At 62.6% G+C, this 12,224-nt stretch carries 14 protein-coding genes; 3 read left to right on the top strand and 11 right to left on the bottom strand.

Annotated elements, in window-relative coordinates; all coding sequences use genetic code 11:
• The first annotated feature begins 20 nt into the window (after positions 1-20).
• On the top strand, positions 21-548 hold the full coding sequence (cofC, locus tag ACZ1JM_RS02355) for a 2-phospho-L-lactate guanylyltransferase (RefSeq protein ID WP_465132489.1): 528 nt from the start codon (positions 21-23) through the stop codon (positions 546-548).
• 3 nt (positions 549-551) lie between these two features.
• Here cofC and ACZ1JM_RS02350 read toward each other — a convergent pair whose 3' ends face one another.
• Complete coding sequence (locus ACZ1JM_RS02350; RefSeq protein WP_465132488.1) at positions 552-1,217, bottom strand: nuclear transport factor 2 family protein; 666 nt, start codon at positions 1,215-1,217, stop codon at positions 552-554.
• 187 nt (positions 1,218-1,404) lie between these two features.
• Between ACZ1JM_RS02350 and ACZ1JM_RS02345 the strand changes: the two genes are divergently transcribed.
• A complete protein-coding gene (locus ACZ1JM_RS02345) occupies positions 1,405-2,613 on the top strand; it encodes an MFS transporter (protein WP_465132487.1) in 1,209 nt (402 codons plus the stop codon).
• A gap of 184 nt (positions 2,614-2,797) precedes the next feature.
• On the opposite strand, the gene ACZ1JM_RS02340 is transcribed toward ACZ1JM_RS02345, so the two are convergent.
• From ACZ1JM_RS02340 to ACZ1JM_RS02295, 10 genes are all read right to left on the bottom strand, one after another.
• On the bottom strand, positions 2,798-3,556 hold the full coding sequence (locus ACZ1JM_RS02340; protein WP_465132486.1) for an SDR family NAD(P)-dependent oxidoreductase: 759 nt from the start codon (positions 3,554-3,556) through the stop codon (positions 2,798-2,800).
• Between the two features lie 5 nt (positions 3,557-3,561).
• Complete coding sequence (locus tag ACZ1JM_RS02335) at positions 3,562-4,389, bottom strand: enoyl-CoA hydratase/isomerase family protein (protein ID WP_465132485.1); 828 nt, start codon at positions 4,387-4,389, stop codon at positions 3,562-3,564.
• Between the two features lie 62 nt (positions 4,390-4,451).
• A complete protein-coding gene (locus ACZ1JM_RS02330) occupies positions 4,452-5,612 on the bottom strand; it encodes an acetyl-CoA acetyltransferase (RefSeq protein ID WP_465132484.1) in 1,161 nt (386 codons plus the stop codon).
• On the bottom strand, positions 5,609-5,983 hold the full coding sequence (locus tag ACZ1JM_RS02325; protein ID WP_465132483.1) for a Zn-ribbon domain-containing OB-fold protein: 375 nt from the start codon (positions 5,981-5,983) through the stop codon (positions 5,609-5,611). The genes ACZ1JM_RS02330 and ACZ1JM_RS02325 overlap by 4 nt, the downstream gene beginning before the upstream one ends.
• Positions 5,980-6,750, bottom strand: coding sequence for an enoyl-CoA hydratase/isomerase family protein (locus tag ACZ1JM_RS02320; protein ID WP_465132482.1), 771 nt, complete (start codon positions 6,748-6,750; stop codon positions 5,980-5,982). The genes ACZ1JM_RS02325 and ACZ1JM_RS02320 overlap by 4 nt, the downstream gene beginning before the upstream one ends.
• 16 nt (positions 6,751-6,766) lie before the next feature.
• The gene (locus ACZ1JM_RS02315) at positions 6,767-7,921 is read right to left on the bottom strand and encodes a thiolase (RefSeq protein ID WP_465132481.1); all 1,155 of its coding nucleotides are present in this window, start codon (positions 7,919-7,921) and stop codon (positions 6,767-6,769) included.
• On the bottom strand, positions 7,918-8,295 hold the full coding sequence (locus ACZ1JM_RS02310; protein ID WP_465132480.1) for a Zn-ribbon domain-containing OB-fold protein: 378 nt from the start codon (positions 8,293-8,295) through the stop codon (positions 7,918-7,920). Before ACZ1JM_RS02310 ends, ACZ1JM_RS02315 begins: the two co-directional genes overlap by 4 nt.
• A gap of 28 nt (positions 8,296-8,323) precedes the next feature.
• Positions 8,324-9,190 carry a MaoC/PaaZ C-terminal domain-containing protein gene (locus ACZ1JM_RS02305; RefSeq protein WP_465132479.1) on the bottom strand — a complete coding sequence of 289 codons (867 nt, stop codon included), beginning with the start codon at positions 9,188-9,190 and terminating at the stop codon, positions 8,324-8,326.
• 103 nt (positions 9,191-9,293) lie between these two features.
• The gene (locus ACZ1JM_RS02300) at positions 9,294-10,058 is read right to left on the bottom strand and encodes an SDR family NAD(P)-dependent oxidoreductase (protein ID WP_465132478.1); all 765 of its coding nucleotides are present in this window, start codon (positions 10,056-10,058) and stop codon (positions 9,294-9,296) included.
• 59 nt (positions 10,059-10,117) lie between these two features.
• The gene (locus tag ACZ1JM_RS02295) at positions 10,118-11,182 is read right to left on the bottom strand and encodes a glycerol dehydrogenase (RefSeq protein ID WP_465132477.1); all 1,065 of its coding nucleotides are present in this window, start codon (positions 11,180-11,182) and stop codon (positions 10,118-10,120) included.
• Positions 11,183-11,334: 152 nt separating this feature from the next.
• Between ACZ1JM_RS02295 and ACZ1JM_RS02290 the strand changes: the two genes are divergently transcribed.
• Positions 11,335-12,201, top strand: a complete 867-nt coding sequence (locus ACZ1JM_RS02290; RefSeq protein ID WP_465132476.1) for a TauD/TfdA dioxygenase family protein — start codon at positions 11,335-11,337, stop codon at positions 12,199-12,201.
• Positions 12,202-12,224: the final 23 nt, after the last annotated feature.

Genomic DNA, 12,224 nt, shown 5'->3' with positions numbered 1-12,224 from the left:
GCTGGACGTTTATCGTCCCCTTGAAACGCGCCGCCGACCGCAAGCAGAGGCTCTCCACCCTGTTTCCCGCGCAAAGACGCATGAACCTGACCGAGCGATGGGCGCTCAATACGCTGGCCGCGGCTCGACAGGTCGGCGATGTCCTGCTGCTCTCGGATGAACCGCTGCCGATGGAGGGGGTGGACTGGCGGCCGGACGGGGGGCGCGGCCTGAACGCGGAACTGGATGCGGCCTATGCGGCGCTGCGTCCAGGGCGCGTGCGCGTGGCGATCGTCCATGCCGATCTTCCGCAGGTGACAGGCGAGGATTTGCGGTGCCTGATCGACGCTGCGACACCCGGCGGCGTTGCGATCGCGCCTGATCGCCACGGTTCGGGCACCAATGCGCTGGCCGTTGCCGACGGCCGTCCCTTCGCCTTCGCTTTCGGTACAGACAGCTGTGCGCGCCACCGCGCGGCGGCAGGCCAGGGTGCTGCAATCGTCAAGCGGCCCGGGCTGGGCTTCGATGTGGATACCCCCGACGACTGGATGTTGCTCGCGGCCGGCTGAATATTATTGCTTGCTGGTGTCCGCATTAACCGTGGGCGCGCCCTTTCCGTCGCGAAACGTCTCTAGGAAGCGATAAAGGGGAGCGGGCGGCTTCACCGGCCTTTCACCCACATCCACGTCGGCCCAGAATTCCGCCCAAGTCGGAAAGGCGTCATGAAAGGCACCGGCGGTCCATTCCTGGTCCTTCCAGCGGATCTTGCTTTCACCCCCGCCGATCGGAGGATCGGTTATGTCGCATTGATACCAGAAGAGCGGTGTGCGGCGCTGGAAATACCAAATGCCGTCACGCCGCTCGTAGCGGTCGAGATAGGCCATCATCTCGATCATCCATTGGTCGGCGGTTTCCAGGTCGTTGCGCGAATAGACGAGGCCTGTGGCCAGATCTTCATCTTCCTCGAAATCGATGATGTGCCCCGCAACGCCATGAGCAGAACCGATAACGTGGCCGCGCAGCGCCCCTGCATACCATCTCTTCATCGCCGCCCGACCTGATTTGGAGCGGGAGACGGTAACATCCTCCACGAACAGATTTGCCACCGCGTCAAAATTGCGCATATCGACCGACAGCGCATATTTGGCGGGCAGCTGCCTGATCTGTTCTAGCGACTCCAGTCGATCGATGCGTCGCATTAACTGTTCGATGTCGCTCGCCGTGGCGGGTGTTGCCATGCCTGTTCTCCATTCATCTATGTCGCGCGACGCTAACCGGTGCGAAAACCTCCGCAAACGATATGCTTGTCCGCTGTTGCAGATAGCATGAGTCTGATTCGTTCGTGCAAAGCGACATCTTTGTTGTCCTGACGTCCATTCGAGGCGAACCTGCTGCGGCAGATGAAAAATGGTAAGAGGACGAAAAATGGCGGACGCCGAAGATAGGGATTGGGCCGAACTCGGCCTGCTGGGAAAGGGGGCATTGGCCTTTGCCGGGACGTTTATCGCCATCGGTCTGTTCGTCATGGGCGCAGCGCTGCCGGTGCTGCAACGCGATTTTGCCGACACGTCGAACGTCGGCCTGCTGATACAGTTGCTGGGCGGCATTGTCGCGCCGGTCTTTGCGATCATGTCGCCGCTGGCTGGGCGGATGGTCGCGCGACTAGGCGTGCGCAGCACGTACATGCTCTCCCTGCTATTGTTCACGATCGGCGGCATTGGCCCCGCCTTCTGTACGGAACTATGGCAAATGTTGCTGTTTCGCGTCCTGCTCGGCTGCGCCGTGGCGGGCGGCTTCACCGCCGGTATGTCCGGCATCGCTCGCTTGCCCGAAAGTCAGCGGCATATCCTGTTCGGCCTGACTAGCTTCTTCGGCGGGGCAATCTGTATCTTGGCGCTGCCCATGGTCGGCGTGCTCGCGAAAGAGAGTTGGCGCTATGCCTTCGCAGTGCATCTGATCATGCTGCCCGTGGGGCTGCTCGCGCTGGGTTTGCCACGTCGCAAAGGCGGACCGATCGTGGCCGGGGCACATGCGGGCGTTGCGGCCCAGGCGAAGCGGGTGATTGTGCCCGTGCCGTTACTGATCAATGCCGCGATCGTCGGCTGGGCGATGGTATCGAGCACCATCTATGCACCGTTCCGGCTTGCGGCGATCGGCCTGACCGATCCGGCGCAGGTTGGCACCGCGCTCGGTTTCGTGTCGATTTGTTCGCTCATCGGATCCGGCACGTACGGCTTTATCCACAAATTCTTCGGCACACGCACCATGATGCTGCTGGGTATGGGTGGCATTGCGGCGGGATGCGTGGTGGTCGCGACTGGACAGGCGCTGCCGCTGGTCATTCTGGGCTATGTCATCATCGGCCTTGGTCTGTCGCTTTTCACCGCCTCCATCTATGCGTCGGCGATCGACGCGGTCGCGTCGGCGGGCGGTACGGATGCGGCGGCGACCGGCATGGTCAGCTTCGCTCTCTATCTACCGCAGATCTTGTTTCCGGTGATCGCCAGCTACGTCGGCGCGCGGTTCGGAACGGGATATGTCTATATCCTGCTGAGCGGCCTGATCATCGCCGGTTTCGTGTTGCTGATTATGCGGCGGCCAGCGTCGGGCCGACCTTCGACAGTCGCTGCCTGAAAAAAGCCAGGCCCAGGCACCTGGACTGCCGCTAACCGATGACTGGACGGCGCTTCGCGCCCGCGCCAGCATCGGAAGCGAGTTTGGTCTTGCACGGCAATCATTGGTATTTGCACGATTGCTGTTGAAGAGGCCGGTCGGCGGCGGATGGCATCCGGATAGTGCCCCGCCGCCGGATCGCCTATCAGTTCATCCAACGACCGCCGTTCACGATCAGGCTCTGGCCAGTGACATAGCTGGCGCCTTCACTGGCGAAGAAGGACACGGCATGCGCGATGTCCTCCGGCTTGCCCAGGAAGCCAACCGGCGTTTCACTGATTGCCTTTTCCACGAAGGCGGCGGGCAAAAGATCGGTCGCGCGGGTGCGGATATACCCCGGCGCGATCGCGTTCACCGTGACGCCATATTCTGCAAGCTCGCGGGAGAGTGATCGTGTGAAGCCGATTACGCCTGCCTTGGCGGCAGCATAGGACGCGGCCGACTTGCTGCCGATATAGGCAGAGTCGGATGCGATATTAACGATGCGGCCATAACGGCGCTCACGCATGCCCGGCACGGCTTCACGGGCTGCGTCCATCGCCGTGCGCAGGCATATGTTGACTAGGAAATCGGCCAGATCGGGGCTGGCTTCCCAGAAGGGCGCGGCATTTTCCCGCGCGCTCTGACCGACATTATTCACCAATATCTCGATCGGCCCGAGCGTTTCCGTCGCTTTGGCGAAGGATGACTTGATCGCCGCGCGATCCAGCATGTCGGTCTTCAACGCCACGGCGCGCCGCCCAAGCGCCTCGACTTCGGCGGCGACGGCGTCGATGCCGTCACCGTCGATGTCGAGGAGTGCAACATCGCAACCGTCCTGCGCCAGACGCAGGACGATCGCCCGGCCGATCCCTTGCGCCGCGCCCGAAACGAGCGCGACGCGGGTACCGTTTTCGCTGGCCATTTGCCTTAGCCCCGGAAGTTGGGTTTGCGCTTCTCGACGAAAGCGGTCGTCGCTTCGCGGTGGTCGGGGAGGCGGCTGGTCAGGGTTTCCAGCGCGAAGCCAGCATCGACCGACGAGGCGAACAACTGCCGTATACCGATGTTCAGTACATGCTTGGTATAGGTGATCGAGGGCAGCGAACCATTGTTCAGCTTGTCTACGATACGGTTGACCTCTGTATCCAGATCCGCCTCGGTCGTGACCTTAGCAATCAGGCCCATGGCCTGCGCTTCGCGTGCGCCGACAAGATCGCCGGTCAGCAGGAAATATTTGGCTGCTGCATAACCGGCATTCTTGGGCCAGATGATCGCGCCGCCGTCGCCCGCGACAAGGCCAACCTTGACGTGCGGATCGGCGAAGCGCGCATTTTCCGATGCCACGCAAATGTCGGAGAAGAGCGCGAGCGTCGCACCCAGGCCGACGGCGTCGCCATGAACGCGCGCGATGATCGGCTTGTCGCAATCGATCATCGCCTGCATGAACCGCTTGCCGTTCTTGATGCCGACTACGAAATTATTGATGTTGTCGACACCTTCCTGCATTGCGGCGATGTCGCCGCCGGCGCAGAAGGACTTGCCTGCACCCGCGAGTACGATCACCCGAACCTCGGGATCGGCGTCCGCGTCCCAGAAAATGCGCGTCAGCGCCTCGTCCATGTCAGGACGGATGGCGTTGCGGAAATCGGGATTGTTAAGCGTGATTGTCAAGACGTTGTCTGTCAGGTCCAGTTTTACCGATTCAGGATATTTCGAGAAATCGATAGGGCGGCCCTGATGGTCGTAGGAATTGCTCATGAATCTTACCTTTCAGCGCTTTTCGTTCGGGGCGTCCGGCCCCGAGGTTGTTGTTATTCTTTTCAAACCGTGTCGGGCGTGCCCAGGATGACGGTGGCTTGGCTGGAGAGGACGCCGCCATTGCCATGTGCAAGCGCCAGATGCGGATCTGCTGCCTGCCGTTCGCCGCATTCGCCGCGCAGCTGACGGATCGCTTCCACCAGCGTGAACATCCCGTACATGCCCGGGTGGCAACAGGACAGGCCGCCACCATTAGTATTGACCGGAAGGCTGCCGCCTGGCGCTATCCTGCCGTCTTCCACAAAACGGCCACCCTCGCCCTTGGGACAGAAGCCGAGATCTTCTAGAAATAGGATCGTGTTGATCGTGAAAGCGTCATAGACCTGCACGACGTCGATATCCTTGGCAGTGACGCCGGCGGCAGCGTAGGCGCGCGCGCCGCTGTCTTTTGCGCCAGTGACGGTGAGATTCTTCATCCAGGCGATCTCGCGGTGCGTGGTAGCCGACGCCGCGCCCAGCACGGCGATGGGCTTAGCCACCAGATCGCGCGCCCGGTCGGCGCGGGTCAGCACGATCGCTGCCGCGCCGTCAGTGACGAGGCAGCAGTCCAGCACCTTGAGCGGCGAGCTCACCGTGCGCGACGCCATATAGGTTTCCATGTCGAGCGGATCGCGCTTGAACGCTTCGGGATTGAGTTGCGCCCAGCCGCGCGCAGCGAGCGCCACTGCGCCCAGTTGCTCCTGCGTAGTGCCAAATTGGTGCATGTGCCGGGCGGCAGCGAGCGCATAGGAGCTGACCGGGTTGATCGGCTTGTAGGGCGCCTCGTAGGTCATCGGGAAAATAGTGGTCGAGAGCTTGCCGGTCGCGGTCGCCTGATTGTTTCCGAAAGCGATCAGCGCGACGTCGATCATCCCTGCGTCGAGCAGGAAGGCGGCCTGTTCAATATAGGCCTGGAATGCGGATCCGCCGACCCGATTATTGTCCGTGATCTTGGGATGTATGCCCAGATATTGCGCGAAGCTTAAACCGCCGAATGTGTCGGTCGGGTGGCAGAAGAACAGGCCGTCGACATCGGCAGGCGTCAGTCCCGCCTGCGCCAGCGCATCGCGCGCCGCGATGGCGGCGAGGTCGGCGGACTGGAAGCCGGGCGCCCGGCCCTGGCCGAAGGTCGCGGCACCGACGACGGCCACCTTGCCGCGCGGGAAAGGGGAAGTGCTCATCATGCCTCCTCGGCGGGAACGAAGACGACGAAATGACGCTCATCCTCCTCGACAATGCGGGCGGTCACGGCCATGCCGATGTGGATGGCGGCGGGATCGATACCGTCGATCCGGCTCATCATACGTGGTCCTTCGGCGAGGTCCACCAGCACCACATTATACGGTTCGAGTGGGGGCTTGCGGTTGACCACGGTAATCGAATGGACGGTGCCCTTGCCGGACGCGGCGACCCATTCGAGAGCGCCGCCGGTGCCCGGCTCGATCGCGCGGGGATAGAAATGGTGCGCGCCGCTGGCCGTTCCGCGCTGGATCATGAAGCGCCCCTCGGCCAGGTGCGCCTGATATTCGATGTCTGGCTGAACCTCTGCCATCATTGTCCCCTGAACTGCGGCTTACGTTTTTCCTTGAAGGCGGTGGTGCCTTCGCGAAAATCTTCCGACCGGATCATCAGCGGCTGCATCACCATTTCGGCTGCCAGCGCCTCCTCATAACTCTGCGTCTCGGCGGCTGCAAACTGCCGCTTTGACATTTTGAGCGAGAGGGTGGCGGCGTTCGACCAGTCCGTGGCCAGCGCCTGCGCCCGCACCACCACATCGGAGGCAGGCACGACTTCGCTCACCAGTCCCAGTGTGGTGGCTTCCTCGCCCGAGACAAAGCGCCCCGAATACACCAGCGCTTTGGCACGGACCGGTCCCAGGTTACGGGACAACAGGTGAATCGCGCCGCCGTCCGGTGCCAGACCGATATGGCGGAAGGCGAACTGGAACCGGGCGTCGGGCGCGGCCACGATATAGTCGCAGGCCAGCGCCATCGACCAGCCGACCCCAACGCAAACACCCCGTACCGCCGCGATGATCGGGATATCGGTATGGATGATTCCACGCATCATGCGGTGAAGTATTTCCACTCGCGCCATACCATCGGCGATCCCGCCGCCGCCCATCTCGCCGACATCGGCACCGGCGCAGAAATCCATGCCGCCGCCAGCCAACACGACCGCTCGGATCGATACGTCATCCTGGATGCGTTCGAAAACGCGCGGCAGTTCGACCCGCATCGCCCGATCGAGCGCATTCTTCTTTTCGGGACGGTCTAGCGTGACCATGGCGACACTTCCGGCGATATGCAGTGTGATAGGCACCTGTCTCTCCCTACGCTCAGACCGTCTCGGGCAGACCGAGAATGCAGGTCGCCTGGCTCGACAGCGTGCCGCCATTGCCATGGGCCAAGGCCAGCTTCGCGCCCGCGATCTGCCGGTCTCGGGCTTCTCCACGCAGCTGGCGGATTGATTCAACCAGGGTGAAAAGGCCATACATGCCCGGATGGCAAAACGAAAGGCCACCACCATTGGTGTTGACCGGCACGCTGCCACCCGGCGCGATTGCGCCACTGGCGACGAATTGGCCGCCCTCTCCCTTGGGACAGAAGCCCAGATCTTCCAGAAAAAGGATCGTGTTGATGGTAAAGGCGTCATACAGGTTGACGACGTCGATGTCCGCTGGGGTCAGACCCGCCTGCGCAAAGGCGCGTTCCCCCGATTCCTTGGCTGCTGTAACAGTAAGGTTGGACAGCTGCGCGATTTCCGTATGCCAAGTCGCTGACGCCGCACCCAGCAGTGGAATTGGCGTTTTCCTGCCATCTTTCGCGCGGTCGGAGCGAGTCAGCACGACCGCCGCGGCGCCGTCTGTCACCAGGCAGCAGTCGGCAACGTGCAACGGGTCGGCGACCAGCCGGGTCGCGAGCACGTCTTCGATTGCCAGGGGCCCCTGCTTGAAGGCTTCGGGGTTGAGATTGGCCCATTGCCGCGCAGCGACAGCGACCGAGGCGAGTTGCTCCGACGTGGTGCCATATTCGTGCATGTGTCGTGACGCGGCTAGCGCATAGGAGGCAACCGGATTATTGGGCCTGTAAGGAAATTCGAAAGGGGAGGGGGCCTGTGCGCTCACCAACTTGCCAGCGCCGGTGCGCTGGTTGGAGCCATAGCAGATCAGCGCATAGTCGATCAGCCCAGCGTCCAGGGCCAGCATTGCCCATTCGGCATGAGTCAGGAACGCCGAACCGCCGGTGCGACTGTTGTTCGTCATCTTAGGGCGGATGCCGTAATATTCGGCGATCGTGAGGCCCGATAGAAAGTCGTTGGGCAAACAAATGAACAGCCCATCGATATCCGAAAGCTTCAGGCCCGCATCCTCGACCGCAAGACGGCCGGCCTCGGCCGCCAGTTCCATCGCGGTGTAGCCGGGAGCCTCGCCGCAGCCGAAGGTGGCCGCACCGACAAAGGCGGCCTTGCCGCGAAGATGAGAAGCGCTCATGCTGCAGTCTCTGGTTCGAATATGACAATCTTGTTGTCATCAAGTCCATCAACAATCTTTACGCGCACGCGCATGCCGATCTTCACCTGATCGGCTTCTATCCCCTGCACATGGGTCATCAGGCGCGGCCCTTCATCCAGTTCGACAATGGTGATGCTGATGTTGGGGGCTGGCGGTTTCACGCGCTTAACGGTGGTAGCATAGACGGTGCCAAGGCCGCTCGGCTCCATCCATTCCAGGTCTGTCACGCCGCTTACGGGAGCGACCATGCGGGGATAGAAGACCCATTCGCCGGTGCTGGGCGAACGCTGGATCATGAAGCGGCTTTCAGCCAGATGCTTGAAATACGTTGCGGTCGGTGGTGCTTGGGTCAAGCTCCGTCTCCTGCTGTCGAATGAAGGATCATTCTTGGGTGAATGCGGCGCGGCCACGGTCCAGCACGACTGTGTCGCGCTCGATCGCGGTGCAGCGGAACAGGACGGCCCCGTCCTCGTCCCATATGTCGGTGCGCAGCGTTTCCCCAGAGAAGAAAGGGGATGTGAAGCGGCAGTCCATGCCCTCGAGGCCAACTGCATGTCCATTCGCACACGCAGCGATCAGCGAATGGCAAGCGACGCCAAAGGTGCCGAGGCCATGGAAGATGGGACGGTCGAAACCGGCGGCGCGCGCGACGTTGGGGTCAGCATGTAGCGGATTGAGGTCAGCGCTTAGCCGATAGATCAGCGCAGCCTGCGGCAGTGTCGCACGGGTCACCGTGCGGTCGGGCACGCGATCAGGAATCGTCACGGTGGTTGTCGGCCTGCCTGTCGCTGGCCCGCCAAAGCCACCGTCCCCGCGACAGAACATCGACATGACCTGACTCGATTGCAACGCGCCCGTCGCCGCGTCGTGCAGGTCGCGGCGCACGCGCAAGATCGCGCCGCGCCCCTCGCCCTTGTCGATGATCTCGTCGATCGAATTTTTCGCGATCATTTTAGCCTCGGGCGCGAGCGGGGCATGGATCAACAAAGATTGTTCGCCATGCACCACCTTGCGGAAATCGATGCCGGTTTCCGGCTCGCTGATCCAGAAGCCGGGATGGCCAAGCACTACCGCCATGCTGGGCATGGCCTGCATGTCCTTTTCATAGACATACCGCAATTCGTCAGCCGACAGCGGGTCGCTGCCCAGCCCCAGCCCGAGCGCATAAAGCGCACTGTCCCGCCAGCCATAGGAGCACGCAATGTCGGGGAAGACACGGGCCATCAGCCGGTCGTAATCGATCGCCAAAATACATCTCCCGCCACAGCCAGTCGCTCTAGGGTACGACCAGCCTTAAGCAACCATGCTGCATGCAAATCACATATATGCGCCAGTATGCGCATTCGTTTACTCAGTAAGGAAACTGCACGCCCAGCCCGCCGTCGATGGCCAGAACCGCGCCCGCCACGAAGCTGGCCGGGGCAGATACCAGGAAGACGATACCAGCCGCGATTTCCTCTGGCTGGCCCCACCGGCCGAGCGGAATCGCGTTCGTGACCTTGGCCGCCTGATCGGGATACATCGCGCGATACGACTCGGTGCCTTCGGTCGCGATCGACCCGACCTGGAGCGTGTTGACGCGGATGCCCTTTGGCGCGCCCTCGACCGCAGCGACAGCATTTAGGTGGTTGAGCGCCGCCTTGGACGAAGCATAGCTGCTCGACATCGCCTGCGCGCGCGCGCCCATGATCGAGGTGACGTTGACGATGGTGCCACCGCCCTGTCGCTCCATGATCGGGAACAGCGTCCGCATCGAGGCGAGCGGCGCGAAGACGTTCAGCCTATAGGCATCGACGAACGCTTCATCAGTCATCATCTCGATCGGGCCGAACTGCCCCGCGCCGGCGTTGTTGACCAGGATGTGGATGGCCCCATGGCGCTTCGCGATATCCTCAAGCGCGGCGGTGTAGGCTGCGCTGTCGCACACGTCGATCGCGATAGCCTCGACCGATCCGGCTGTAGCGATATCGGCGCGGGCCTGCTCCAGCACATCGGGGCGGCGGGCCATCATCACGACATGCCCGCCTTCTTGGGCCAGCAGGCGGGCGGTGGCGCGCCCGATGCCGTTGCTCGCCCCCGTCACGACCGCGATCTTGCCTTTTATACCAAGGTCCATATCCATTCTCCTGCGTTAGGGCCGCCGCGCTGGCGTGCGCGGCCGATCAATATCTAGCTTTAGGCCCGCGTCAGCGTTTCTACTGTACGCAGCGCAGCGACGACATCCGCCTGGGTCAGCGGAGTGGCGACATTGCCGATATGCGGGCTGTTCATAATGGCGGTGGCGATGGTCTCAAACTCCTCGTCGGTCACATCGGCCACGCCCAGATCGCCAAGTGCGGCGGGCAGGCCGACATCGCGCAGGAAGCCCGCGAGATCGACCAGCGCCTCTTGCGGGTGGCCGTCTACGGCCAGTTGGACCATCGTACCATAGGCGACATGCTCGCCATGCAGTCGGTCTTCCGCCGTGCGCAGGGTCATCAGGCCGCGCGTTGTCGAATGCGCGATGGAAAGGCCGCCATTTTCAAAACCCATAGCGCTCAGCAGCACCGACGCCTCGATCGTCGCTTCCAGATCCTCGGTCACCTCATGTCGTTCAGCCGCTGCGATTCCGGCGACCGCATGGGCGCGCAGCATGCGATAGGCCGCGTCCGCGATAGCGCGGGCAGAATGGGTTGGGCGCGTCCCGTGCTTGGTCCGCCCCCCGCCGGCCCAGCATCCTTCCCCCTCAAACTTCTTGGCTATCGCGTCGCCGATTCCCGCGCGCAGAAATCGGGCCGGCGCTCCGGCGATGACGGCGGTATCCACGATCACTGCCGCAGGATTGGCCGGCATTTGGTCGACCCGGATCAGGCGATGAGCGTCGTCATACATGGCGATGCCCCGGCTTGCGGGGCCGTCGGTCGATGCAATGGTGGGAACCGAAATCACCGGCACGCCTAGCTTGAGCGCAACCGCCTTGCCCGCATCCAGTGCCTTGCCGCCGCCGACCGCCACGATCACGCGTGCGTCAGACAGACGCTCCGCGATCGCGCCGACATTGGGGTCCGTCACCTCGCCTGAAAATTCCTCGACCGGCACTGGGCCTGCAAAGCCGGATTCCAGCGCCGTGCCGACCAGAGGCCGCACCAGCGCGTCGATGACGATGGCGGGAGCGGTGCTGATCCGCGTCGCGACCTCCCCCACTTTTGCCATGGCATCGACCCCCTGGAGATAAAAGGGCGTGGAAGCGAATATCCGCATGACTTGCTGCAATCCTTACGCGTCGAAACGCGGTTGGAATGGCGATTAACGGCCTGATGCGCAATCGAGGTCGCCGCCAATCATCTACGTGATGACGGTCATGATTGCGCGCGGCGGCGCGCAGGATCACAATGCGGCAAGGAGAGTGAGCGATGAAAATTGCACCGCTAGAAGGTCCGTTTGGTGCTGCCGTGGACGGGCTGGATATTGCACGGCTCAATGACGCGGAAATCGTTGCGCTGATGGATCTGCTGTTCGAGCATCAGATATTGGTCGTGCGCGGGCAGGCGCTGGACAAAGCACCCTATGTCGATTTCGGTCGCCGATGGGGCGAGCCGATCGCCTTTTTCGCACAACAGACGCTCAAGAGCGACTACCCCGACCTGATCCATGTCGATAACGACCCCGACCTGCCCGCCGCAAAGCGCAACGGCGCGCAACATTGGCACAGCGATAGCACCTTCGACGCGGTGCCCGCGCTGGTAACAATGCTGCTTGGGGTAGAGACGCCGATGGCGGGCGGCGAGACGCTGCTCGCGAGCACCCGTATGGCCTATGCCGCATTGCCCGTGGCGGAGCGTGCGCGGCTCGATGGTCTCACCGCGATCCACAAGCTGAGCGGCGCGCCGCGCCTGCCAGGTGAAACCTTCGTCGCAAAGCATGAGGAGCATCCTGAAATGGGCGTTCACGCCCGCCCGCTGGTGGCGCAACATCCGGCCACAGGCGCGCGGGCGCTGGCCCCATCCGGCTCCGCTTATGCGATCAAGGGGATGGACGAGGCGGAGGGTATCGCGCTGTTGCGGTCGATGCGCGAACACATCACCGGGCCGGATTTCGTGACGCGTTACAAGATCCAGCCAGGCGAAATCCTGCTGTGGGACAATTTCCAGACGATGCACAGCGCCACACCGATCGAATATTCTAGGGCGGAAGGAAAGCGGCGGCTGCTCTACCGCATCAGTACAAAAGGGCTGCCTGCGACATGGTGCGCCGCCAAGGGATTGCAGTCTGCGGCGTGACCGTTCCTGCGACTCAATCCCTT

The organism is Novosphingobium sp. BL-S-24 (assembly GCF_055521575.1).
The sequence above is the reverse complement of the archived record's forward strand: the minus strand, read 5'-3'. Positions and strand labels throughout refer to the sequence as shown.

Bases quoted from the DNA above. Each gene is read 5' to 3' on its own strand.
- ACZ1JM_RS02350 (WP_465132488.1), bottom strand. From the start codon at position 1,217: ATGGCAACACCCGCCACGGCGAGCGACATCGAACAGTTAATGCGACGC.
- ACZ1JM_RS02345 (WP_465132487.1), top strand. From the start codon at position 1,405: ATGGCGGACGCCGAAGATAGGGATTGGGCCGAACTCGGCCTGCTGGGA.
- ACZ1JM_RS02340 (WP_465132486.1), bottom strand. From the start codon at position 3,556: ATGGCCAGCGAAAACGGTACCCGCGTCGCGCTCGTTTCGGGCGCGGCG.
- ACZ1JM_RS02335 (WP_465132485.1), bottom strand. From the start codon at position 4,389: ATGAGCAATTCCTACGACCATCAGGGCCGCCCTATCGATTTCTCGAAA.
- ACZ1JM_RS02330 (WP_465132484.1), bottom strand. From the start codon at position 5,612: ATGATGAGCACTTCCCCTTTCCCGCGCGGCAAGGTGGCCGTCGTCGGT.
- ACZ1JM_RS02325 (WP_465132483.1), bottom strand. From the start codon at position 5,983: ATGATGGCAGAGGTTCAGCCAGACATCGAATATCAGGCGCACCTGGCC.
- ACZ1JM_RS02315 (WP_465132481.1), bottom strand. From the start codon at position 7,921: ATGAGCGCTTCTCATCTTCGCGGCAAGGCCGCCTTTGTCGGTGCGGCC.
- ACZ1JM_RS02300 (WP_465132478.1), bottom strand. From the start codon at position 10,058: ATGGACCTTGGTATAAAAGGCAAGATCGCGGTCGTGACGGGGGCGAGC.
- ACZ1JM_RS02295 (WP_465132477.1), bottom strand. From the start codon at position 11,182: ATGCGGATATTCGCTTCCACGCCCTTTTATCTCCAGGGGGTCGATGCC.
- ACZ1JM_RS02290 (WP_465132476.1), top strand. From the start codon at position 11,335: ATGAAAATTGCACCGCTAGAAGGTCCGTTTGGTGCTGCCGTGGACGGG.